The following is a 21839-nucleotide window of genomic DNA, read 5'->3' on the forward strand; positions in this document are numbered from 1 at the left end:
CATCCACTTCAAGGGGATAGGGAATGAAGAAGCTCATTGCGGCGCTGGCCATCTGTGCGGGGACCGTGGCTTTCGCGAACGAGACGCCAGACAAGGTCCAGAAGGCCCAGCAGGAGCAGGCGGAGAAGAAGCGGGATGCCACCCAGGTCTTCACCCAGAAGCCGGGCGATTCCATCAAGGAGTCCAAGCGGGACGCGGAGGAGGGCGTGGACGCCACCCGCGTGGGCCCAGCGATCGGCAAGGCGGCCAAGGACGTCACCGGCGTGCAGACCGAGAGCGAAGGCACCTTCAAGGTCGGCCAGGCCTTCAACATGCGGGGTACGCTGAAGGACACCACCATGGAGGGCGTCACCATCGAGCGGCCGGGCCTGCCGGCGGCGGACCTGGACATCCGTGACAAGACGGCGGTGTGGCTGGATGGCAAGAAGGTGAAGGTGAACGCCATCCCCGAGGGCGCGCAGGTGCGCGCGAAGTTCCAGCTCGAGGGCCAGGACATCGTCGCCGTGGAGCTGCGCGCCACCAGCCCCAAGACCAAGGTGCCCGCGGCCAAGCCGGTGGACACTGACGCCACGGGCGGCTCCGGCACGATGATGAAGGACGACCTGAACAAGGACGCTCCGGACGCCACCGAGGTGGGCGGTGACACGGTGGACCGTGCCAACGAGAAGCGCGACGACATGAACAAGTCGCTCAAGTAGTCCCGCTGGATGCTTCAGCGGTTCGGGCCCGCTTCCCTCGCTGGGGAGCGGGCCCGGTCGTTTCTGGGAAAACTCCTTCCCTCCCTGGCGCCCGAGGCGCCCTCCCCTGCCCCCGGATCCAGCCCGGGAGCCCGGTACGCCGCTTGCTTTGGCACTCGCACGCGAGGAGGAAGACCAAGGTGATGCGGAGACTGCTGGGGGCGTGTGCGGTGGTGGCGGTGGTGGCGACGTGGGCGTGTGGGGACTCCAGTCCGGAGCCCACGCCTCCAGCGGGGAACATCGATGAGCCAGGGCTTCCGGAGGATCCGAACGCGAAGCCCACGCTCCCGGATTCGGGGACGACGAACCCGCCGAGAGACGGGGGCACGACGCCTCCTCCGGATGGCGGCACGACGCCTCCCCCGGATGGCGGCACGACGCCTCCCCCGGATGGCGGCACGGATGGGGGCACGCAGCCGCCTCCGCAGGCGGGCCCGGGCCCCTGGCCCAACGAGGCGGTGATCAACTACTCGCAGCGCTACAACCTGGGGCGCGTGCGCTCGGTGGGCGTGGATGACGCGTACAACATCTGGCTGCTGGACGGCGAGCGCATCGGCGTGCTGCGGCCGGGCACCACCCAGCCGCATTGGGTGAGCAACATCGGCCAGGCGCGCTATGGCTTCGGCGCGGACCAGCTGGCGCTGGGCTCCACCGTCATCTGCGGTGGCAGCGCGGGCCGGGCCTACGTGGGCTACAGCACCTACGACCTGCAGCCGGATCCGGAGTTCCCCGAGCTGCACCCCAACTACATCGTCGGCCCGGGCGAGTGCTTCGTGTGGGACAGCAGCAAGCCCGCCGAGTGCTACCCCTACAGCGAGCGGCGCTGGCAGGAGTTCCAGAAGGGGGACATGGACGCGGTGAAGCTGGACGACGCCAGCGGCTCCATCGTCCTGGAGGAGCACCTGGGGAAGTCGGTGCGCTTCGGCTACAAGGACGTGGGCATCCGCAACAGCAACAACTGGCACTACGACGAGGACCGCTCGGTGCTCACCTGCAAGAAGGTGATGCGGGGTGAGTTCCGCGGTGAGGTGTACATCGGCACCAACCACGGCGTGAGCCGCATCCGCGGGCTGGAGTACAACAGCCACCGCCACCCGGTGTGGGACGTGGATGGCTCGCTGCGCATTGGCTACAACTACGCGGTGGGCATCGCCCAGAACGGCGATCTGCTGATCGGCAACGAGTGGAAGATCGGCCTCATGACGCCGCCCGCGGCGCTGGTGGACTACGACGACCACGACAAGGTGCCCTACAAGCTGAACACCTACGTGGAGGCGCTCAACGACCTGCCGACGATGGACAAGTGGCGCGGGTTCGAGCAGACGGTGGACGGGCTGTACTACCTGGGCAGCGCTCAGTACGGCCTGTGGGAGATGACGTTGGAGCTCCGCACCGACGGCAAGTACAAGCCGACCTACAAGAAAGTGCCGGGCCCCACCGAGCTGGAGACCATCACCACGCTGGCGGCGACCGACGACGGCTCGCTCTTCGTCGGCACCCCCTCGGGGCTCTGGCGCCTGGACGCTCGCAAGGAGCTCACCCGGGTAAGCGAGGTGGGAGGCTCGCGGGTGCGGGAACTCCTCTATGACCCCACGGTGAAGCCCGGCATGCTCTACGTGCTCACCGATGCGGGCCTCACGGTGATCCGCGGCCACTGAGTCGCCCTGAATCCCCGGTTGGGGGGCTGGCAGGCTCCAGCCCCCCACCTTCAGTCGCGTGGGTCATCTTCCGTACAATGCGGCGCTCAACTCGACCGCCCCGACGGAAGGACCGCATGCGCCTGAGACTCTCCCGCCGCTTCGCCACTCGCGCCACCGCGAGCACGGCCCACACCTCCTCGGGGAGCCACGGGCTGGCCCTGGCTCGCAACGAGGTGGTGGCGAGGTATGGAGAGGATCCGCTGCGCTCGGAGGTCGAGCGCCTCCGCTGGCGGGACCACTTCGCCCTCAACGAGTACGTGCTCGACATCCCCGGCCTGCACCCCGAGCATGACGGGCTGCGCGTGGCCCAGCTGTCGGACATCCATGTGGGGCAGGCGACCTCGGATGTGCGCATCCGCCGCGCGGTGGCGGCGGTGAACGCCTCGGCGCCGGACCTCATCTTCCTCACCGGTGACTACGTCACCCACAGCCCCAAGCCCCTGCCGCGCGTGCGCGAGGTGCTCTCGGGGCTCGCCGGCCCCGTCTTCGTGGTGCTGGGCAACCATGACCACTGGGTGAACGCGCCCTACATCCGCGAGGGCTTCGAGCGGCTGGGCTACACGGTGCTGCAGAACGAGCACCGGGTGGTGCATGTGCGCGGCGCCCCGGCGACGGTGCTGGGCATCGACGACGGGCGCACGGGCCGGGACGACGTGGAGGCCACCTTCCGGGGCGCGCCCACCACGGGCACGCGGCTGGTGCTGGCCCACACGCCGCCCACGGTGGAGAAGCTGCCCCCGTACGCGGGCCTGGTGCAGTTCTCCGGGCACACGCACGGCGGCCAGTTCGTCGTGCGCGGGCTGACCGAGAAGCTGTTCCGCCGCGCGGGCCAGCCCTACATCCGCGGGCACTACGCGGTGCGGGGCAACCAGCTCTATGTGAACCAGGGCCTGGGCTTCGGCTTCGGCGGGCCGTACCTGCGCCGGGGCACCGAGCCGGAGGTGGCGTTCTTCACCCTGCGCGCCGCCCCCGCGCTCCAGCCGGTGGCCTAGGTTCCTGACTCACCCTGGGTGGCGGGCGACGTGCTCCTCGGCCCGCCCGCCGTCCTCCTTGGACCTGCGCGAGGCCTCCGCCGTGCGCGCGTCGCGCGGCAGCAGCACCGTGAAGGTGGTGCCCTCTCCCTCGCGGGAATGCACCACCACGCGCCCGCCGTGCGCCTCGGCGATCTCCTTGACGATGTAGAGGCCCAGCCCCAGGCCGCTGCGCTTGCGCTTCCCCGAGGTGGCGGAGCGCCGGAACGGCTCGAACATCGTGGCCAGCACGTGCTCGGGGATGGCGGGGCCCGGGTTGTGAACCTCCAGGGCCAGCAACTCCTCGCACGGGTAGCTGCGCACGAGCACCGGCACCTCGGCGCCGCCGTGCTCCAGCGCGTTGGCCACCAGGTTGCTCAGCACCTGCGCCAGCCGCTCGGAGTCCCACACCCCCTCGCCGGCGCCCTGCTCGTCATAGACGATGCACCGGTTGGGGTAGGCCGCCGACATCTCCTCCACCACCTGCCGGCACACCTCACTGGCCTGCGTGGGCTCCAGGAAGAGGGGGATGCCGCTCGAGAGCCGTGCCCGCGTCAGGTCCAGGATGTCGGAGATCATCTTCATCATCCGCGACGCGCTGGATTCGATGCGCTGCTCCATCTCCTGCTGCAGGGGCGTGAGCGTGCCGTAGCGGCTGATGGCGCGCGCCGACAGGGAGATGGCGCTCAGGGGACTGCGGAGATCATGCCCGAGGATTCCGATGAAGCGCTCGCGGAACTCGGCCTCCTCCTCCATGCGCTCCTCGCGGGCCCGGGCGCGCTCCAGGGCCTCGCGCGCGCGGCGCTCCTCGAGGCGGGCCTGCGTCACCTCGCGCAGCCACAGGGCGAAGCCCTCGGTCTGACGGACCGCGGTGGCCTGCCACCACGACTCGACGCCGTAGCGCCGGAAGTACAGCTCGGTGGTGTAGGGCTCGCCGGTGTCCTCGACGCGAGCGCAGGCAGGGACTTCCAGCAGCTCGGCTACGGCTTGGGCCCAGCGTGTCACCTCGCCGCCCGGCTCTCGGGCACGCAGACACGCCTCGGCGGCGGCGTTCCAGGACACGCAGCGCAGGCCGAGCGGATGGCGCGCCATATCGCGTGTCGTCTCGAAGAACAGACAAGGCGTAGAGCTCTCGGCATGAGAGGTCCCCACCCGGGTCAGCCCAGGAACAGAAGATAGCTGCATGCAACAACCCCCCGGCGCACCGTATTCGGGCTAGGAGGTCGGACACAGGAGGGAACGGGGCGCGATGCCCGAATCCTCCCACGTTCCCCACCGGTTGTAACCCCTCCTCGGCCCAAAGGGAGGGTAGGTCCGCCTGCAGTGAACACTGCCCCCAGACCTGGGCCGGATTGACTCCGGCCTATCATGTGCTCTCGGAAGCACTTCGATCTGAAAGAGTTCCTATGCGGCCGCTTGATGTATTGCTCGGCCCGCTCGGGCAGGCGTTTTCTCGGCCTTGGGCTGCGGCATTTTGCGGCTGACCGTAGCAACTCCTACAACCCATGCCCTCGTTGCTAGAAACGTGACTGAGTGGACCCCTCGGCAGTGAGACTGAGGGCGTGACATGCTCACGGCCAGTACCGGACAGCGAGAGCGCTCCACTCGCGCGGCAGTCGGGCCTGCCCGGGCTTTGAGCCGTCAATCTTGATGGTGAGCCCCGTCACATCCCCCAGCACGAAGCAGATGGGAACACGACGGCCATCCGGCAGAAGCGCCTGGGTGTAGCGGCCCAGGACCGCCTCCTGCCCTTGCTTGGTGAGTCCCTCCGTCCAGAGTTGCCCGTAGAGGAGGGTTCCGTCGGGCAGGGGGCCCGTCCAGCCGTAGCGCACCACCCGGCTGACGATTTTCCCCTCTTGGAAGACGCCCTCCTGCTGGTTGGTGCCGGGCTGGTTGATGTCGATGATGACGCGGTAGCCGTCCCCCCCGAAGAGGCCCATCTCCTCCATGCTCTGGACCGCCTGCTGAGGGCAGTCCACTGGCAGGAGCCGGACCTGGGCCGCTGTGCAGCTGACGCCGAAGGTGGTGCATAGCCAGGCAGCAACGACCCTCATGGGCCGGGAGTTGCGGAGGTTGGACACGAGTGAGATTCCTTTCTCAGGTGCGGCGGGGGAAGTCGTAGCGGGAGAGAGCCACAACCACCAAGCAGCGAAGAGGGCGAGGCCTAGCAGGAAGGGGCTCGCCCCGAGGGCGATTCTCCGCCGCCACTTCTTCCGGTGGGCTGCCTTCTCCTCGGCGGCGGCTACCTCCGCCTCCAACTCCTGAATGGCGGCCGAGAACTGCTCCAGGGCCTGCTCGTGGGAGAGCTCCTGCTCCTTTCGCCTCTGGGCCTCCTGCGCCCTGCGTTCCGACTCCTGCTGGTGCAGGCGGCGCTCCTCCACCTCCTCTTGGGTGATGGGGGCCGGGCTCTCGGCATGAAGGCCCAACGGCACCTTCCATTCCTTCTTGGAGCGCTCCTTGGCTGCGGCCCACAGCGCCTGGAGCAGGGCCTGGGCGCTCTCGTAGCGAGCCTCCGGCAACTTCTCAAGCAGCCTCAGTGTGATGCGGCTGAGCGATTCGGGAACCTCCGGGTTGAGGCGGTGGGGCGCGCGGGGGACGACGGTTTGAATGGCCGTGAGCAACTCGTCGTGAGTCATCCGTGCATCGAAGGGCCAGAACTCCGTCAGCGCCTCATAGAAGAAGACGCCGAGTTGGTAGAGGTCCCCGGCCGCAGTCGCGTCGAACCGCGCCCCTTGTCTCCATGAGCCCTCGCGAATGAATGCAATGCACTCGGGCGGTAGGGCATGGGGTGTGCCCGGGGCCAGTCCCACGGTGAGGGTGGAGCCGCCCGGCAACCACGCGCTGCCCATGTCCACGAGCACCGGCCTGTTGTCCGTGGGGTTGACGATGACGTGCTCGCTCTTGAAGTCCCGGATGAGGATGCCGCGGCTGTGCAGCCTGACCACCACCCGCACCACCTCGATGAAGATGTCCACGAGCTGGACAGCAGTGGGCCGGATGCGCTCACGCCAGTCGTGGAAGGGCTCACCCGGCACGAAGTCGGTGACGAGATAGAGATAGCCCCTGGTGGGGTGCGGCCACCTGTCCATGGCGCGCAGGTGCGGCAGGCCCGGGTGGCTGGCGTTGGCCATGAGGATGGCTCCCTCATGACGCATACGCCCATCCACCTGCCGCTCCTCGAGGGCCTTCTCAGGAGTCTCCTGGGGAAGCTCGGGCGCCGGCCGCACCGCCATTTTCAGCGTGAAGAAGTCCCCGTCGCGCTCGGCCTTGAAGGCGCGGCCGAAGCCACCGCTGCCCAGCGACTCGACAATCCGCCAGGGGCCCACCATGTGCCCGACCTTGAGGTGGTCGGGGTGAAAGGCGTCCATCGTCATGGGCGGGGGCCTCCTACATGGCCAACAGGTTGAAGGACAGGCGCCGCTGGCCGCTCGCGTCCACCAACTCCACGCTGAACGGCTTGCCAGGGGCCCAGGGCGCGGCCTTCGACTCCACCACCACGAGCCCCTCTTCAGCGGGGGCCAGGTGCTGCGGCTTCAACTGGACCGAGAGCACTTTCACCGACACACCACCCGGCCCGGCAACGCGGGCCTGCCCCAACTCCCAAGGCTTCTGGCCCGGCAGGTTCCGGAGGCGGACGGCTACCAGCGCCGAGGAGCCTCCCTCGTAGCCAATGCTCTCTGTCACCACCAAGCCGCTGGTGTCCGCCGGCGACTCGATGATGAAGAATGGGCGGGGCTTCATGCTCTTGGTAAGCCACTCAGAGAGGACAAGGTTCGCCGGGCCACTCCCAGCGCTCCGGGCCTTGAGTTCCTCCAACTCCGCTTCCTTCTGGGCCAAGGCCGCCAGCAGGGCCTCGGGGGTGTTGGCCCGACGATCCACTTCCACATTCCCGTCCACCACCGTGGAGTCGGTGACAACAGCGAGAACGGCCAGCGTGGGCAACGCCCTGTCCTTGAAGCCGACCTTGACGATGAGACGCTCACCCGAGCCCAAGTCCGCAAAGGGTTGCAGGACGAGAGTGCGGTCGCCGACGTCCACCCACTTGAAGCGCGTCCGGTCCACCACGAGGCTCTCCCTGTCCAACGGCCCGTTGAAGGCCACCGTGGTGAGGTTGCCGGCGGCCACGTACAGCTCGGGGATGGGCTCGGCGGAAGTAGATGGCAGTGCGGCGCGCCGATCTTGGCGCTGCCGGACAGGAGACCGAGGCTGGGCGGCAGCAGCGCTCGCCACCAGAAGCAGGGCGAGGAGCAGCCACTTCGTGGGTAGTACCAAGAAAGTAGGACCTCCTAGGTTGCCACCTTAGCAGAGATGCAGCCTTGCAGCGCGAGGCGAGAGACGCGCGCTACGTGCTCTCCCCTCAAGCAAAGATGACTCTTGGTGCAGGCAAGCCGGTGGACCATCCCCCACCGGCCTCCTGTCCCTACTCACTTATTGAAAGCGAGCACGTTCATGCGCCATCGACTCGAAGAGGTCTCCCGTCACCACTTTCCCTATCCTTCTGCGACACCCCAAGAGATTGAAGAGTTCGAGCAGCGTGTCAGATGGCGGCTAGACCCAGACCTGCGCGACTTCTATCTGCACTGCAATGGCGCGGAGTTCTTCAAGCGATTGCCTGGCGCTCCCTACCGGATGCTTCCTCTTTCCGAGATTACTCGGGCGCGGGTGGCCATTCGCGGAGAAGACGACGACCGATGGGGCTCCGCCTCCATGTACGCCATCTGTGACATGCAGGATGGGAATTACGTGGTGGTCGACGTGTCCCGGCAGGAAAACGAGCGCCATCCACTCATGGATGGCGACCATGAGACATGGCCAGATCCTGCATACTGCAAGCAGATCGCCCACTCCTTCTCGGAGTTTCTGGAGAAGGCGCTACGGAGCCAGGGGCGTTCGTACTGGCTCACACAGCCCGCTCAGTAGCGGCCCTTCATTCCGAGGAAGGGCACGCCCACCGGCGCGTCCAGGGTTGGCGAAGCCATGACGCGTGTCTGTTGCGGCGCCGGTCCGCTCAGTGCCGGTAGATGATCGCGCTGGCCACCAGGTGCAGCAGCTTGAGCTGCGACCGAGTCAACCGCCTCAGGCTCCGCATCAGCTTGCGCATCTCCGGCGTGTCATCCAACCCCTCAGGTACCTCGCCTGCCCAGGGCGAGTTCTCCGGCGAGTCGTCGATGGGCGCCATCCCCATCAGCTCATGAGGGCCACTGCGCAGCGCCACGCACAGCCGCAGCAGCGTGGGCACGCTGGGCAACATCTTCCCGCGCTCCATCCGCCCGTACACCTCCGTGGCCACGCCGATGCGCTCGGCCACGTCCGCTTGCGTCAGCCCCGCCCGCATCCGCGCCAGCCGCGAGGACTCTCCCACCGTCGTCGCCAGCCGCTTCTCCATCCTGCGCACCGCCAAGGGCAGCGTGGGGCCCTTGCGCCGCTCCCTCCGACGTCTTGGCGCGCTGGGCACGGAACCTTTCAGGTTGGGTTTCACCACACGAACCTTGCGCACGTTGTCGAGTGGGGCGGCAGTCTCGGTGCGAGCCCGCTTCCAGGTGAGTGAGCGCCGCGCGTTATAACCCGCCACGTCGGGTACACCTACACCTATTTGCCAGGTCGGGCCCTATTTGATGGGTTGGGTCCCAGCCCCCTTCTCGGGCGTAAGCCCTGGATTTTCCGCTTACACCGAGCCTTTACGACGCATCGCATCATGACTGCCCTGTCAGGTAGGGCACTCAGCGGGCGCGCGGGCTTCTCCTACCCACCTGATAGGTGACGCGGCACGCGGGACGGACCATACTCTCCAGGTCCTCTCCATCGCAGGAGCGCTGCCATGTCGTCCCTGTCCTCCGAGCCCCCCTCCTCAGAGGTGCTGCTGAGGAGCGGGCACACCTCCTACGAGTTCGTCCGCTGGCTGGGCCCTGCCCGCCACGGCGAGCTGGTACTGGCCCGTCGCCACTACTCCGAACGCTTCGGCGGCTACATCGTCATCAAGCGCCCGCTGCCCGCCGGGGATGACGAGGCGCGGCAGCGGCTGTTGGACGAGGCCCGCCTCACCTCGCAATTGCGCCACCCCAGCATCCTCTCGGCCCTGCACATGCGCGGCTCGGACGACGCGCCCCACCTGGTGCTGGAGCATGTGCCGGGCTTCCGTCTGGCGGCGCTGCTGGAGGCCTCCGCGCGGGCCCGCCATCCTTTCTCCGAGGCCTTCGCCCTCTATGTCGCGTCGGAGGTGGCCGACGCCCTGAGCCACGCTCACGGCCTGAGCGATGAGCACGGGCGCCAGCTGGGCGTCGTCCACCGCGATGTCACCCCGCACAACATCCTGGTGAGCGAGCACGGCGAGGTGAAGCTCATGGACTTCGGCGCCGCCTGGTCCCGGCTCTCCGGACGCGTGGGCAGCGAGGGGGACGCGCTCCAGGGCAGCCTCGCCTACGCCGCGCCCGAGCACGTGCAGCACACCGCGCTGGACGGGCGCGCCGATCAGTTCTCCCTGGGCATCGTCCTGCTGCAGCTGCTCACCGGCAGGCACCTCTTCGAGGGCGCCGAGCGCTTCGAGTCCCGGCAGCGCAACCCGCGCACCCCTCCGGCCTCCACCACCCAGCTGTGTGCCCGGGAGCTGGCCTGGCGCATCCGCACCTTCTCGGTGGCGGAGCTCGAGGCCGCCACCCGCTCGGTGCCCGCGGCGCTGCTGCCCCTGCTCCAGCGCGCCCTCGCCCCGGACCGGCTGGAGCGCTTCGACACCTGCGCCCAGTTCGCGCGCGCCCTGCGCCACCAGCTGGTGGCCCTCGGCGAGCCCTTCGGCCGGCACGAGGCCCTGGCCGAGCTGGCCACCCTGCGCTACGTGTCCCTGCGCGTGGCCGCCGGCGAGGCCCCGGATGACGCGGTGCGCGAGCGCCTGCTGCCCGAGCCCGGCCCTCGCTCCGCCCCCCGAGTGCTCGCCAGTCGCCGGTCCGCCCGGCTGAGGGGAGCCCCTCGCCGCCGCTGATCATTGGGTAGAGAACACCTCCCGGGGCCGGCCTCTTCACACCCCTCCCCGTCCGTAAGACGCTTGGGTGCGTATGAGTCACCGCGGACTGGGAGACTGGAACATGTTCGGACGCTTCCGCGTCCTGTTGGTCGAGGACCACGCCGACAGTCGGGAGATGCTGGAGGAGTACCTCTCTCAGGAGGGCTTCCTCGTCGAGACCGCCGTCAACGGCTTGAAAGCGCTGGAGCGGCTCAAGAACCCGAGCCAGCCCCGGCCGGACGTGGTGCTGCTCGACCTGATGATGCCCGTCATGACGGGCTGGGACTTGATGGAGCGGGTGGAGCAGGAGCCCTCCCTGAGGGACTTGCGGGTCATCGTCGTCTCCGGGGCGGGCGCCACGCGGCCCCTGCCTCGCGGCATCCTCGGCTCCATCCCCAAGCCGCTGGACCTGAACCTGCTGATGGAGACGCTCGAGCGCCTGCGCGCGGAGGCTCCCGGCGCGGCCCTGGCCGCCGCGCCCTAGCCGGCCTTCGGCGCGGACTGGCGAGGGAGCAGGACCCGGAAGAGCGTGCCCTCCTCGGCGGTGGAGCGCACCTCGATGCGGCCCCCGTGCCCCTTCACCACCTGCTCGACGATATAGAGACCCAGCCCCAGGCCTCCTCCCCCGGAGGAGGCGCGGCGGAAGGGGTCGAACAGCGTCGGCAGGGCCTCGGGCGGAATGGGCGCGCCCTGGTTGTGGACCTCCAGCACCACCTCTTCCCCCCCATCGCTCAGGGAGAAGGAGACCGGGCTGTCCGGGGGGCTGTACTGGAGCGCGTTACCTCCCAGGTTGCTCACCACCTGCACCAGCCGGTCCGCGTCCCAGGTGCCCTCGTACTGCCCGGGCGCCACGCTCAGCCGCACGGTGCGCTCCGGCCAGGCCGCCTCCAGCTCCTCCACGCCCTGGCGCACCACCCCGCGCAGGTCTCCCTGCACGCGCTGGATGGGGATGCCTCCGCCCAGCCGCCCCCGGGTGAAGTCCAACAGCTCGGCGATCATCCGCTTCATCCGGTCCGTCGACTTGGCGATGCGCGTGGTGATGCGCTGCTCGCGCGCCGGCAGCGACTCGCTGTGCAGGAGCTGGGTGACGGACAGGTGGATGGCGTTGAGGGGGTTGCGCAAGTCGTGGCTGACGATGCCGATGAGCTTCTCGCCGAACTCGGCGGCCTGGCGCGCGGCGGTCTCGGCACGGCGCAGCTCGCTCACGTCCACGAACGTCACCACGGCGGCGGTGATGCGCCCCTCGCGGTCCCGGATGGGAGAGCTGGAGGAGAGGACGCTGACGCGGGTGCCATCCGGGCGCCGCACCTCGAACTCCTGGCCCTGCACCACCTCGCCCGCCAGCGCGCGCGCCATGGCGAACTCCTCGACGGACAGGCGCCGCCCGTCCGGGTGGTAGACGGGATAGGCGACGTACTCGTTGATGTGCTCCACCGGGATGATGGACATCCCGAGGATGACCTCGACGCGCCGGCTGGCCATCACCAACCGGCCACTGGGCGCCTCGGCGAGCAGGACACCAGCCGGGAGCTGATCGAGCACCGCGGCCAGGCGGGCGCGCTCGGCCTCGATGCCGGAGAGCAGCCGCTGGCGCTCGGCCTCGGCGGTGCGGCGCTGGGTGATGTCCAGCACCGTACCCACGCGCTGCACCACCCGCCCGGCCTCGTCCCGGAACACCGTCACGTGCGTCAAGGCGGGGAAGCGGCTGCCGTCCTTGCGCAGGTGCATGGCCTCGTACTCGTGGTGGGGCTTGGACTGGGCGGCGGCCGCGTGCCGGACCAGCGTTCCGCGCGACTCCGGGGCGAGGGTGTCCGCCAGCGACCGGCCCACCAGCTCCTCGCGCGTGTAGCCGTGCATCCGCGCGAAGGCCGGGTTCACGTCCTCCAGCACGTCGTCGGTGCTCCGCACCAGCGCCACGCCCACGCCCAGGTGGGTGAAGACCTCCATCCAGCGCCGCAAGCGCTCCTCGCTGGCGCTCACCTGGGCCAGCGCGGCCTGGGCCTCGGCGCGGGCCATCTGCTCGCGGTCGAAGGCCTGCGTGCGGGCAACCATGGAGGTGGTGCGCGCCGCCAGGGTGCGCAGCAGCAGCCGATCCTCGTCGGAGAACTCGTGGCTGGTGCGGCTGCCCATGTGGACCACGCCCAGCAGCTCGTCCCCCAGCAGCAGCGGCACGCCATAGAGGGCGCGCAGGCCGCTCTGGCGCAGCGCATGGCTGCGCACCCGCGGATCGTTGGAGGCGTCACGCGAGGTGAGGGGCTGACGGGTGGAGGCCACCTCGCCGGCGAAGCCCTCGCCGATGCGCAGGCGGAAGCCCTCCTCGAGCGTGATGCCCACCGAGCTCTCCTCCCGGAGGAAGTCCCCGTCGCGCAGCAGCACCACCACCGCGTCCACCACGGGCACCGTCTCGCGCAGCACCTGGAGCAGCCGGGGCAGGAAGGTGTGCAGATCCGGGCTGCCAATGGCGGCGGCGGAGATGCGGTCCAGCGCCTGGAAGGTGCGCTCGCGCGCGCGGGTGTAGTGGCTCACCGTGGCGGCCACCGCCTCGTCCACCGCCTCGTGGAAGAGGGTCGCCGCCTCCAGCGTGTCCATGACGCCCTGGGCCTGCCACAGCCGCAGCACGCAGCGGCGCAAGAGCCGGTACTCCAGCACCACCTCGCGCAGGTCGAAGCCCTCGCCCAGCCGCTCCAGGGCGTGGACGTCGGGCACCGAGCCCAGCCCGGAGGCCACCTCCACCGGAGGTGCGCGCGTCATCATCTGCGCGATGCTGTCGAGCAGCACGGGCAGGTGGTTGCGCAGCTCTTTCCGGGAGAGGCTCCGGGCGGCGGGCAGTTCACGGGCCTCTGCCTCCCAAGCCTCGAGGATGGCTTCACGGTGACTGCGGAGGAAATCTGCCAGGCGAAGGGGCACGCGCGGGAGCAAAGGTAGCGCGGGGATGAGGCCCTGGGAGTCCTCCTCTACCGAGGGAACACCGGAAGTGCGGACCCGCGCGACGAAATGACGGCTGGCGGACATTCCCCCGAGCGGCGAGGCGACCTCAAGAGGTCGGGGCGGGCATGCCCTGCCCCTCTGGCTCCTGGAGCTCCAGCAGGAGGAGCAGCCCGCGCTTCACGTCCAGCGCGTAGCGCACATGGAAGCCCGAGGGGAGCAGGCGCGTGCCAGAGGCCTCCGGCCCGGGGCCCCGAGCCTCCAGGCTCAGCAGCGGCCCGGCGAAGACATCGCCCAGCTCGTGCAGCACCTGCTCTCGCACCGCCGCCCGACATGTCGAGAGCACGCGCACCGCATCGGGCGTGAGCTGGAGTCGGAAGGCCATGGTCGTGGCCAACCTGGGCACGAGGCCGCGCCGGGGCAAGCCGACTCGGGTTTGCCCCCATTCGCCCCAGTGTTCAGCAGGGTCCGCCCCTGGCCCCGCCAGGGTTGCCTGGGGGACGGGAACTTGCTTTGGTCCAGCGCTCACCATGCGAATTCAGCGCCTGCTCGTCGTGGAGGATGACCCCACCTGGCGCGATCGCCTGGGTGAAGCGGCTCTCAAAGAGGGCTGCGACGTCACCCTCGCGTCCGATGGGCTGGAGGCCCTGTCCCAGCTGAATGACAGCGCGCGGCCCCCACCGGAGCTGGTGCTGCTGGATCTGCTGATGCCCCACCTGGACGGCTGGGGGCTGTACGGGCGGATGCGCTCGGACGCCGCGCTGCGGCGCATCCCCATCCTGATGATGTCCATGGCCCAGGGGCGCGACATCGACCTGGGTGGCGTGGTGGGCTTCCTGCACAAGGCGCCCTCGCCGGAGCCCACGCTCACGGAGCTGCGGCAGCGGCTGCGCCAGCCCACGCCGCCCTCCTTCAAGGCCGAGGCGGTCACCGCCTACGCCCTGCGGCTCACGGAGGAATGTACCCTCACGCTCAACACCCTGCCCACGCCGCTGCGCCATGCGGTGCAGATGCACCTGCACCGCGCCGCGGAGCTGGCGGGCACCGAGCTGCCGATGATGTCCACCTGGCTCCTGGCGCTGCCGGGCACGCCGCCCTCGCTGCTGGTCACGGTGCAGGGGGTACGCGTGGTGCTGGAGGTGGACGACGCGGCGCGCACGCTCACCACCAGCACCTTCATCATCCCGCCGCACCTGCCGCTCTCGTGAGCCCGCGCGGGCGCCTCAGCTGAGCGGCACCCGCCGCGCCGAGCCCTCCGTCAGGTCCACCCGCAGCAGCCGGCCCGTCACGTCGAACACCAGCAGCTCTCCGGGCGAGAAGCGCACCCGCGCGCGCGTCTCGCCCTCGAGGAGGAAGCGCGCCCGCACGGTGCTGCCGCGCGACAGCAGCACCACCTCCTGGCCCACGGGCGTCGGCACGCAGCTCACCGTCCACGGGGGCATGTACACCCAGTGGTCCAGCCGCTCCACCTGACCGGTGAGCGGGTCGAGGCTCAGCATGGGCAGGCCGTCCCCCGAGCGGCGCGGGACGCGCGAGCGCAGCGTGGGCCCTCCGGGCAGCACGTAGGTCCACAGCTGCGGCTCCTCGCCCCACGTGGCGAAGCGCAGCTCCACGTCCACCTCGAGCGCCAGCACCGGGCCGCCGACTTCGGACACCCGCCAGAGCGCCTTCAGGCCGTCGGCGTTCAGCGCATCCACCGCCATCACCGTGTCGCGCTCGGCGATGAACCACAGGCTGCCGTCGTAGCTGGGCGCGAAGGCGTCCACCTTCGCGTCGCACCAGTGCGTCGCCCGACGGGAGCCGAGCTCGATGCGCGAGATGCGCTTGAGCTCTCCACGCGGCGCCAGCGCCAGCACCCGGTCCTCGTGGACCGAGGGCACCAGGGAGAAGGCCGGCACGTCGAAGTGGGCCACCCGCCTGCCGTCGGTGCGCACCATGCGGACTCCCGCCTCACCCAGCGCCAGCAGCAGGCGCTGGCCCGACAGCGCCACCGCGTCATGAATGGGGTACGGGCCCGCCTCGGTCGCGCCGAGCCGCTCGGTCAGCAGCGCCGCTCCGGACTCGTCGATCCAGGGGTGGCGACGGGGATCCGACACGGGGGGAAGATCCGCGCGCAGCGTGCCGTCCCCCGCATCGCGCAGCAGCAGCGTCAGCAGGTTGGTGTCGATGCGCGTGTGGCCCGCCGCCCGGTCCCTCAAGAGCGAGCGCACCACGGGCCCGACCAGCACGGTGCGCGTGTCCGAGCGCGCCTCGGCGGCCAGCACCTCCGCGAAGGCCATCCGCTCGGCGGCTCGCTCCCGGCCCTCGTCCTCCAGCAGCGCGAGCGTCGGCGCGCGCGCGCCCTCGAAGGCCACGGGGAAGGCCGCCACCAGCCGCGCCAGGGCCCTCGCGCCGCCCACGCCCCCCACCTCGGAGCCATGCTCCAGCCACGAGCGCGCCAGCGGGCGGGCATCCTCCAGCGGCCACACCACGGTGGCGGCCCGCAGGTAGTCTCCGGCCTCCGCCAGCGACTCGGCCCACAGCAGCCGCAGGGTGCGCGCCTCGGCGGGGTGGGTGCGCTCCAGCCGCAGCACCGCGTCCGAGAAGGCCCCGCTGCGCCGGGCGATGGCCACCGCCCGCTTCAGGTCCTTGGCCAGCAGCCACTGGCGCACCACCAGCCCCGGCGCCAGGCCGCGCCCTTCGGCCAGCTCGGCCGCCAGCCCCAGCCGCTCGTGCTTCTCCAGGAAGGACACCGCCTCCTCGTGCTCGCCCAGCAGCTCGGAGAGGACGAAGGCCGCCTCGTCGATGCGGCCCTCGCGCTCCAGCTTGCGGAAGGCGGCGCGGTAGCGCTCCTGGAGCGCCGAGTAGATCTCCTCTCCGCCACCGAAGAGGCTCTTGCCGCCGCCCCCGCGAGCCGGCTGCAGGGTGATGCTCTCCCGAGGCCCCGGCAGCCCCAGGGCGATGCGCGCCGACTCCGTCATCCCCTTGCCCAGGGGGATGGCGTAGCGCAGCGCCTCGTCGAGGTTGCCCTGCTCGAACATGTCGAAGAGGCGCCGCACGTACTCCGCCTTGCGCTGGCCGAGGAGCGGACCCAGGGGCGTGTTGCGCAGCATCCACTCCGTGAGGCGCGAGAACAGCCCCGGCCCCTGCGGCTCGGGCGGCGGCGGAGCGCCTGCGCCTCGCGAGGCGGACGGCGAGGCCACCTCCTCGCTTCCGGAGAAGGCCTGTCGGAGCCTTCCCAGCAGGCGACTCAGCCACGAGGGAGGCCCCGGCGGTGCCTCCTTCCGAGGCTTGCTGGGAGAAGTGGCGCCCGAGGGCAGCGCGGGCTTCGCGGCCGCCTCCGGGCCCCGCGAGCCCAGGGTCCGCCGGAGCCACGAGGAGAGCCGCCCCACCAGCGAGGGACTGGAGGCAGCCTCCGGGGCCGAGGCGCTCGCGGCGCTCACCGGGGCTTCTGGACGTCGTGGGGCGTTCTCGCCCCGGAGCCAGGCGCGCAGCCGGTCCCACCACGAGCCCTGGGCGCGGGCCTTCGCGGCGAGCGCCTCCTGGGTCTTGGCGTCCACGGGCTGCCCTTCCATGCGTGCGCGCAGGGCCTCGGCCTCGGGCGCGGGGGCCGGAATGCCGGCCCCGAAACGCTCTCGAGCGGGCGCGGTGACGGGCTCCAGCACGGCCACCGGCGGCGGCGGCGCTCCCAGGCCCTTCACGGCGGCCACGCTCCACCCGGAGACCTCCAGCCACGCCGACACGTCCACCCGGCGCGAGGGGTCCGCCTGCAGCACCTCCGCGCGCCCGGCCCGCACCAGCACCACCGAGCCCAAGGCAGGCGCCAGGTGCGCACGTTCGGAGGCCGAGAGCGGAGCGGAGGTGAGCACGCCCTCCTCCAGCGTGAGCGGCAACCCGGGTGCGGCGGCGCACTCCACCGGCCGGGGCTGGGGCAGCCGGAGCAGGAAGCCTCCCGCCACCTCGAAGACGTTGATGCCGGGAGCCCACGTGGCGAGCACCCTCCCGCGGGCCTCGCGCTCGCCGAGCAGCGCGGGGTCGAACCAGAGGGCCGACGCCACCACGGTGCCCCGGTGGACGTGCAGCCGAGGCTTCACGGGGCGCGCGCGGCTCACGAGCCCTCCTCCGGCGCGGCGCGGTAGATGGCGGTCTCGTGCTGGAAGCTCCACACCACCAACTCCCCCTTCACCGTGAGCCACGCGAGCAGGGGCTGCCCGTGGCTGGCCTCGGCGTGGACCACGTCTTGCGCCGCCCGCGTCACCGTGCGGACCCCCGAGGGGCTCAGGAGCATGAAGCCGCGCCGGTCCGGCCCCAGCAGCAGCAGCCCGGGCTCCTTCTTGGGGTAGCTGTTGATGCCCACGCCCACCACGCGCGAGCCCACCGGCACGGAGAGCTGCACGTTGCCCTGGGCCATCAGCACCTGCCACGTGCCCGGCTGGTGGCGCAGCGCGAGCAGCCCTGCCTCCGGGTGGCCGAAGCCGTGGACGTGGCCGAAGTACGCCTTGCCATCCCCCGGGCCGAGCGGCACGTGGCGCTGGTGGAAGTCCTCCAGCAGGCCCAGCCACACCCCCTCCATGGGAGAGCCTTCGGCGGGCGTCATGACGAAGGAGGGCCGGCCCTTCACCTCGGCGAAGGCGCTCACGCGGCTGGCCAGCAGCGCCGGCCCCTGCGGGTTGACGAGGAACAGGCGCCCCTCGGCGTCACGCACCAGCACGCGCTCGCGGTCATCCACGACCTGGACGGTGGCGAGGCCCGGCGGCAGGTGGGGCGCGGGCGCGTCGGGCAGCAGCCCCTCGTAGCCCAGGTAGGGAATGCCCCGGGGCCGGGTGATGCGAGAGCCCTCGGGCATCCAGCCGTGGATCCACAGGGTCCTGTCGTCGCGGGTGAGGGCGAGCAGGCCTCCATTGCGGCGCCACCCGGCGGCCACGAGCACCTGGCCCGCGGCCGGCTGGAAGCGTCGGGGCCGGGGAACGGTGGCGCGCGGCGAGTGAGGCAAGGGCTGCACGGCCATGCTGCCATCGGCGCGAGCGAGGATGAGCCGCGAGCCATCCGCGGAGAAGAAGAACGACTGGACGCGGGCGCTGCGGGACAGGCGCACGGGCGCGGTGGCGCGCACGGTGAACGGGTCTCTCAGCAGACGCACGCACGCATCGGCGGGAGGCAGCTCCAGCTCCACGGCGGCGGGAGCCCGCGCCAGGCGCCGCACCGCCACGGAGAGCTTGCGGACGCCGGGCGCCACCACCTCGGCCACATCCACGCGGGACAGGCCGGCGGCCTCGGGGAAGCGGGCGAGCCGCGCATCCCCCACGAGCCAGCCATCCTCCGGCGCCGAGCCGAGCGCCAGCGCCTCGCGCCAGCGGGCCACGTGCTCGCCCCGGACCGGCACTCCGCTGCGGGCCGAGAGCCAGGTGTTCACCGTGGCGGGAGTCACCGCCGTGAAGGGCCCCTTGTCCGGGGAGGACTGGAGCACGCCCCAGACGAACTCGGCGCCGGCCGCCTCCGCGCGCCGCTGCAGCACGACGAGCAGCGCGAGGTGGGCGATGCGAGGAGCGCCGAGCTGATCCGGCCCCGCGTCCATCAGCACCACCGTGCGCCGCGAGCCCTGGGGCTGCTTGAAGGCGGGCTTGAGGAAGGCCTGCTCGCCGAAGGCAGCACGCCGGACGAACTCGTCGGGAGACTCCAGGGCGTAGAGCCACTCGGTGAGCAGCAGCCGCTCGTAGGAGCCCCGGCGGGTGAGGCCGTCGTAGCCCTGGGGCTCGCCTCCGTCGGCCTCCCCACGAGGGCGCAGCGCGCCGATGGCCGCCGAGAGCCGGGCCACGTAGGGCCCGAGGCTGAGGGCGAGCTCCTCGGGGAAGATGGCGAGCTGGGTGGCCCAGGGGTGCAGCGCGGGAGGCAGGCTGCTCACGGGCGAGCCTCCTCGGCCGCGAGCCACGCGGCGAGCGTCTGGCGCGCCACGGCCCGAGCGGCGCCCACGGGGACGAGCTGCGCGGCGCGGGGCAGCACCGCCAGCGGAGTCCCCGCGGAGGCATGAGCGACCAGGGCGCGCTCGAGGAGCGCGGGGGCCACATCCGGCGCCAACGTGCAGGGCAGCAGCAGCGAGGGAGCAGCGACCTCCCGCCCGAGGTACACGGCGCCATCCACCCAGGGCAGCGCCCCGGTCTCTCCCAGCAGGACGAGGAGCCCGGGGCCGGCCACGCCCGTCCAGGCACCGAGCTGCGCGTCGGGCGCGGCGAGCGCCCTCCGAGCGAGGGCGAGCGCCACGGGGCCAGTGCCCGCGACCGCGAGCGCGACCAGCGGCTCCGGTCGCGGACTCCACATCACCGGCAGCCGCGAAGAGGACTGCGCCTGGGGAGGGTGACTCAAGACGTCGGGAGCTTAACCCACCCCAGGCCGGGCGGCCCTACCTCTCCACTTGGGCCAACCGTCAGTACGGCGTGGGGTCACACATCCACGGCTTCTCGCGGCAGTAGATGGGATCGGGATCCGTGGGCGGAGGCGTACCGAGCACGAAGTTGTACGGCTTGCCGTCCAGCAGCGAGTTGTGCAGACCCTGCGCGTCGATGGCGTACAGGTAGATGGGGTGCTGGTAGCCATCGTGGAACTGCGAGGGGATGGTGAACTCGAAGCCATGGTTGCCCGTGGCGCCGTAGATGCCGTTGATGTCCGAGCGGAACACGTTCGTCGGCACGGAGAAGCCCGGGAAGCCCGAGCCGGCGGGACCACCGATGTAGTAATGCACCGCGAGGGACGTGCTCAGCGCGTGCAGGTCCACCGCCCAGCCCTTCACGGTGCCGGTGCTGGTGATGCGCTCCACGTGGCCCTCGGCGCCCCCGAAGGTGAAGGTATGGGGGATGCCATCCACCGCCTGATTGCTCAGGCCGTCCGTATCGATGCCGTAGACGTACACGGTGTGCGGCTGCCCGTCGTAGTACTGGGCGGGAATCGGCAGCTGGAAGCCATGGGCGCCGGGGATGGAGAAGACGTCGTTGACGTCATTGCGCGGCTGGTTCGCGGTGGCCGTGAACAACGGCGCTCCCGAACCCGAGGGCCCGTCGATGTAGTAATGCACCTGGAGGGAAGAGCCCGGCGAATGCACGTCGTAGACCCAGCCCTCGACTCCCGTGGTGGGGATGATGCGATCGACGTGGCCCTTCATGCCGGACAACCACTCGTACTCACCGCCCGAGGGGTCGCTCACCATGACCTGGTGCCCGGTGTCCGCGCGCCAGTAGATGGAGCCGCCCTCGAAGTGGTTCACCTTGCGGCCATCCTCCGTGTCCAGCGTGTCGGAGGTGGGGTAGCCGAGGAAGCCGTTCTCCCAGCCCATCTCCTCCCACTTCGAGCGGATCTCCCAGCGGACGACGTGGGCGCCCGTGTCCGGGTGCCAGTAGATGGAGGCGTTCTCATAGTGCTGGTAACGGCCCCAGTCCCGCGCCCGTCCCTCGTCGGTGATGGGGTCGCCGATGTACAGGTAGAGGTTGGGCTGCAGGTACTCCGCATACTTGCGAAACACCCAGCTGCCATACATCGAGGTGATGGCGTTCAGGTCACCATCGCTCAGGCCGTTGCGCTGGCCCACGGTGACTCCCGAGGGGGGAGTCGTCACGTACGAGAAGAGCGGCAGCGCATTGCCGGCAGCGTCTTTCTCACTGCAGTCCGAGGTGATCGAGTAGTGCATGATGGAGGCGAAGTCATAGCCCTGCATGCTCTTGCCGCTGTCGGTCTCCTTGTTGAACTGGTCCAGACAATCGGCGAAGTTTCCCTCCAGGACATCGATGTAGTTGTCGCGATCCGACCGGTTGTGCTCGTGCCACAGGCCCAGGGCGTGGCCGATCTCATGAACGAGATTGCCGCTCCGGCACCAGTCGGCCACGTTGATGTCCTGACGGGCGGGGACCAGGCCGATCATCAGCCTGCCGACCACGGAGTTGCACTTGCCCTTCCCCCCCTCGGTGTTGCGCCGGAAGGTGATGCAGTTCTCGAAGAGGTCGCAGACCGACTTCTGGGTGAAGCGGGCCACGGTGCGCCGCTCCCAGTGGGCCATGGCCGACTGGATGTCCGCCCGCTGCTGGCTCGTCAACGAGGCGTCCAACGCGTAGGGGATGACGGCGTTGCTCCACCGGTAGAAGCTGTCCTGGATGCCCAGACCGGACGCGGAGACGTTGCCCTCGGCCTGCGCCCGAGCCACCTCCGCACGCACGCGCGCGGACTCGGCCTCGACCTGCTCCACGCGCCCCAGGAGGATGTCGCCCTGGGTGACCGCCCACTCGCCCTCGACGACATAGGGCACCTCCTGCGGCGTCCGGCTTCGACCGAAGGGCAGGAAGGCCGAGCCCTTCACGGGGGCCTCGGGGGCAACGGGCTCACAGCCCTGGGACAGCACGGCGGCGACAGCGAGGAGAATCCAAGGAGCGCCCAGGCGCGAGCGGCCCCACGACCACGTCTTCATGTTGATGTGCCTCACGGGTGAAGAAGATGAGGCACCCTATAAAGGAGG

Annotated in this window: 17 protein-coding genes; 7 read left to right on the top strand and 10 right to left on the bottom strand. The window is 70.4% G+C overall.

The window, feature by feature from the left end; all coding sequences use genetic code 11:
• Window positions 1-23 precede the first annotated feature (23 nt).
• The 3 genes from SYV04_RS26730 to SYV04_RS26740 all read left to right on the top strand — a co-directional run bounded on the left by SYV04_RS26730 (window position 24) and on the right by SYV04_RS26740 (window position 3429).
• On the top strand, window positions 24-698 hold the full coding sequence (locus SYV04_RS26730) for a hypothetical protein (RefSeq protein WP_321548741.1): 675 nt from the start codon (window positions 24-26) through the stop codon (window positions 696-698).
• A 182-nt stretch (window positions 699-880) separates the two neighbouring features.
• Window positions 881-2395 carry a hypothetical protein gene (locus tag SYV04_RS26735; protein ID WP_321549044.1) on the top strand — a complete coding sequence of 505 codons (1515 nt, stop codon included), beginning with the start codon at window positions 881-883 and terminating at the stop codon, window positions 2393-2395.
• A gap of 116 nt (window positions 2396-2511) precedes the next feature.
• Window positions 2512-3429, top strand: a complete 918-nt coding sequence (locus SYV04_RS26740; protein ID WP_321548742.1) for a metallophosphoesterase — start codon at window positions 2512-2514, stop codon at window positions 3427-3429.
• A gap of 9 nt (window positions 3430-3438) precedes the next feature.
• Here SYV04_RS26740 and SYV04_RS26745 read toward each other — a convergent pair whose 3' ends face one another.
• The 3 genes from SYV04_RS26745 to SYV04_RS26755 all read right to left on the bottom strand — a co-directional run bounded on the left by SYV04_RS26745 (window position 3439) and on the right by SYV04_RS26755 (window position 7719).
• Window positions 3439-4539 carry a sensor histidine kinase gene (locus tag SYV04_RS26745; RefSeq protein ID WP_321548743.1) on the bottom strand — a complete coding sequence of 367 codons (1101 nt, stop codon included), beginning with the start codon at window positions 4537-4539 and terminating at the stop codon, window positions 3439-3441.
• A 479-nt stretch (window positions 4540-5018) separates the two neighbouring features.
• The gene (locus SYV04_RS26750) at window positions 5019-6821 is read right to left on the bottom strand and encodes a serine/threonine protein kinase (protein ID WP_321548744.1); all 1803 of its coding nucleotides are present in this window, start codon (window positions 6819-6821) and stop codon (window positions 5019-5021) included.
• 13 nt (window positions 6822-6834) lie between these two features.
• Window positions 6835-7719, bottom strand: a complete 885-nt coding sequence (locus SYV04_RS26755) for a DUF2381 family protein (protein WP_321548745.1) — start codon at window positions 7717-7719, stop codon at window positions 6835-6837.
• Between the two features lie 177 nt (window positions 7720-7896).
• Here SYV04_RS26755 and SYV04_RS26760 point away from each other — a divergent pair, with 177 nt between their 5' ends.
• Complete coding sequence (locus tag SYV04_RS26760) at window positions 7897-8367, top strand: SMI1/KNR4 family protein (protein WP_321548746.1); 471 nt, start codon at window positions 7897-7899, stop codon at window positions 8365-8367.
• Window positions 8368-8455: 88 nt separating this feature from the next.
• Here SYV04_RS26760 and SYV04_RS26765 read toward each other — a convergent pair whose 3' ends face one another.
• A complete protein-coding gene (locus SYV04_RS26765; RefSeq protein WP_321548747.1) occupies window positions 8456-8833 on the bottom strand; it encodes a helix-turn-helix transcriptional regulator in 378 nt (125 codons plus the stop codon).
• A gap of 432 nt (window positions 8834-9265) precedes the next feature.
• Between SYV04_RS26765 and SYV04_RS26770 the strand changes: the two genes are divergently transcribed.
• Both SYV04_RS26770 and SYV04_RS26775 read left to right on the top strand, forming a co-directional pair.
• Window positions 9266-10420, top strand: coding sequence for a serine/threonine-protein kinase (locus SYV04_RS26770; RefSeq protein WP_321548748.1), 1155 nt, complete (start codon window positions 9266-9268; stop codon window positions 10418-10420).
• Window positions 10421-10523: 103 nt separating this feature from the next.
• A complete protein-coding gene (locus SYV04_RS26775; protein ID WP_321548749.1) occupies window positions 10524-10925 on the top strand; it encodes a response regulator in 402 nt (133 codons plus the stop codon).
• Here SYV04_RS26775 and SYV04_RS26780 read toward each other — a convergent pair.
• Together SYV04_RS26780 and SYV04_RS26785 are read right to left on the bottom strand one after the other, a co-directional pair.
• Complete coding sequence (locus SYV04_RS26780; RefSeq protein WP_321548750.1) at window positions 10922-13453, bottom strand: PAS domain S-box protein; 2532 nt, start codon at window positions 13451-13453, stop codon at window positions 10922-10924. The genes SYV04_RS26775 and SYV04_RS26780 overlap by 4 nt on opposite strands.
• 22 nt (window positions 13454-13475) lie before the next feature.
• On the bottom strand, window positions 13476-13751 hold the full coding sequence (locus SYV04_RS26785) for a hypothetical protein (RefSeq protein ID WP_321548751.1): 276 nt from the start codon (window positions 13749-13751) through the stop codon (window positions 13476-13478).
• A 145-nt stretch (window positions 13752-13896) separates the two neighbouring features.
• On the opposite strand from SYV04_RS26785, the gene SYV04_RS26790 reads away from it, so the two are divergent.
• The gene (locus SYV04_RS26790; protein ID WP_321548752.1) at window positions 13897-14574 is read left to right on the top strand and encodes a response regulator; all 678 of its coding nucleotides are present in this window, start codon (window positions 13897-13899) and stop codon (window positions 14572-14574) included.
• A 15-nt stretch (window positions 14575-14589) separates the two neighbouring features.
• On the opposite strand, the gene SYV04_RS26795 is transcribed toward SYV04_RS26790, so the two are convergent.
• The 4 genes from SYV04_RS26795 to SYV04_RS26810 all read right to left on the bottom strand — a co-directional run bounded on the left by SYV04_RS26795 (window position 14590) and on the right by SYV04_RS26810 (window position 21791).
• Complete coding sequence (locus tag SYV04_RS26795; RefSeq protein ID WP_321548753.1) at window positions 14590-17457, bottom strand: bpX6 domain-containing protein; 2868 nt, start codon at window positions 17455-17457, stop codon at window positions 14590-14592.
• On the bottom strand, window positions 17454-19247 hold the full coding sequence (locus tag SYV04_RS26800; RefSeq protein WP_321548754.1) for a hypothetical protein: 1794 nt from the start codon (window positions 19245-19247) through the stop codon (window positions 17454-17456). The genes SYV04_RS26795 and SYV04_RS26800 overlap by 4 nt, the downstream gene beginning before the upstream one ends.
• The gene (locus SYV04_RS26805; protein WP_321548755.1) at window positions 19244-19705 is read right to left on the bottom strand and encodes a bpX5 domain-containing protein; all 462 of its coding nucleotides are present in this window, start codon (window positions 19703-19705) and stop codon (window positions 19244-19246) included. The genes SYV04_RS26800 and SYV04_RS26805 overlap by 4 nt, the downstream gene beginning before the upstream one ends.
• 61 nt (window positions 19706-19766) lie before the next feature.
• Window positions 19767-21791 (bottom strand): M12 family metallopeptidase, encoded by a 2025-nt coding sequence (locus SYV04_RS26810; RefSeq protein ID WP_321548756.1) that lies wholly within the window; start codon window positions 21789-21791, stop codon window positions 19767-19769.
• Window positions 21792-21839: the final 48 nt, after the last annotated feature.

The organism is Hyalangium ruber, assembly GCF_034259325.1.
Classification (GTDB): Bacteria; Myxococcota; Myxococcia; order Myxococcales; family Myxococcaceae; genus Hyalangium_A; species Hyalangium_A rubrum.

Coding starts and splice junctions, on each gene's coding strand:
- SYV04_RS26775 (WP_321548749.1), top strand. CDS start 10,524: ATGTTCGGACGCTTCCGCGTCCTGTTGGTCGAGGACCACGCCGACAGT.
- SYV04_RS26745 (WP_321548743.1), bottom strand. CDS start 4,539: ATGGCGCGCCATCCGCTCGGCCTGCGCTGCGTGTCCTGGAACGCCGCC.
- SYV04_RS26790 (WP_321548752.1), top strand. CDS start 13,897: ATGCGAATTCAGCGCCTGCTCGTCGTGGAGGATGACCCCACCTGGCGC.
- SYV04_RS26770 (WP_321548748.1), top strand. CDS start 9,266: ATGTCGTCCCTGTCCTCCGAGCCCCCCTCCTCAGAGGTGCTGCTGAGG.
- SYV04_RS26810 (WP_321548756.1), bottom strand. CDS start 21,791: ATGAAGACGTGGTCGTGGGGCCGCTCGCGCCTGGGCGCTCCTTGGATT.
- SYV04_RS26760 (WP_321548746.1), top strand. CDS start 7,897: ATGCGCCATCGACTCGAAGAGGTCTCCCGTCACCACTTTCCCTATCCT.
- SYV04_RS26740 (WP_321548742.1), top strand. CDS start 2,512: ATGCGCCTGAGACTCTCCCGCCGCTTCGCCACTCGCGCCACCGCGAGC.
- SYV04_RS26735 (WP_321549044.1), top strand. CDS start 881: ATGCGGAGACTGCTGGGGGCGTGTGCGGTGGTGGCGGTGGTGGCGACG.
- SYV04_RS26780 (WP_321548750.1), bottom strand. CDS start 13,453: ATGTCCGCCAGCCGTCATTTCGTCGCGCGGGTCCGCACTTCCGGTGTT.
- SYV04_RS26785 (WP_321548751.1), bottom strand. CDS start 13,751: ATGGCCTTCCGACTCCAGCTCACGCCCGATGCGGTGCGCGTGCTCTCG.
- SYV04_RS26765 (WP_321548747.1), bottom strand. CDS start 8,833: ATGGAGAAGCGGCTGGCGACGACGGTGGGAGAGTCCTCGCGGCTGGCG.
- SYV04_RS26750 (WP_321548744.1), bottom strand. CDS start 6,821: ATGACGATGGACGCCTTTCACCCCGACCACCTCAAGGTCGGGCACATG.
- SYV04_RS26730 (WP_321548741.1), top strand. CDS start 24: ATGAAGAAGCTCATTGCGGCGCTGGCCATCTGTGCGGGGACCGTGGCT.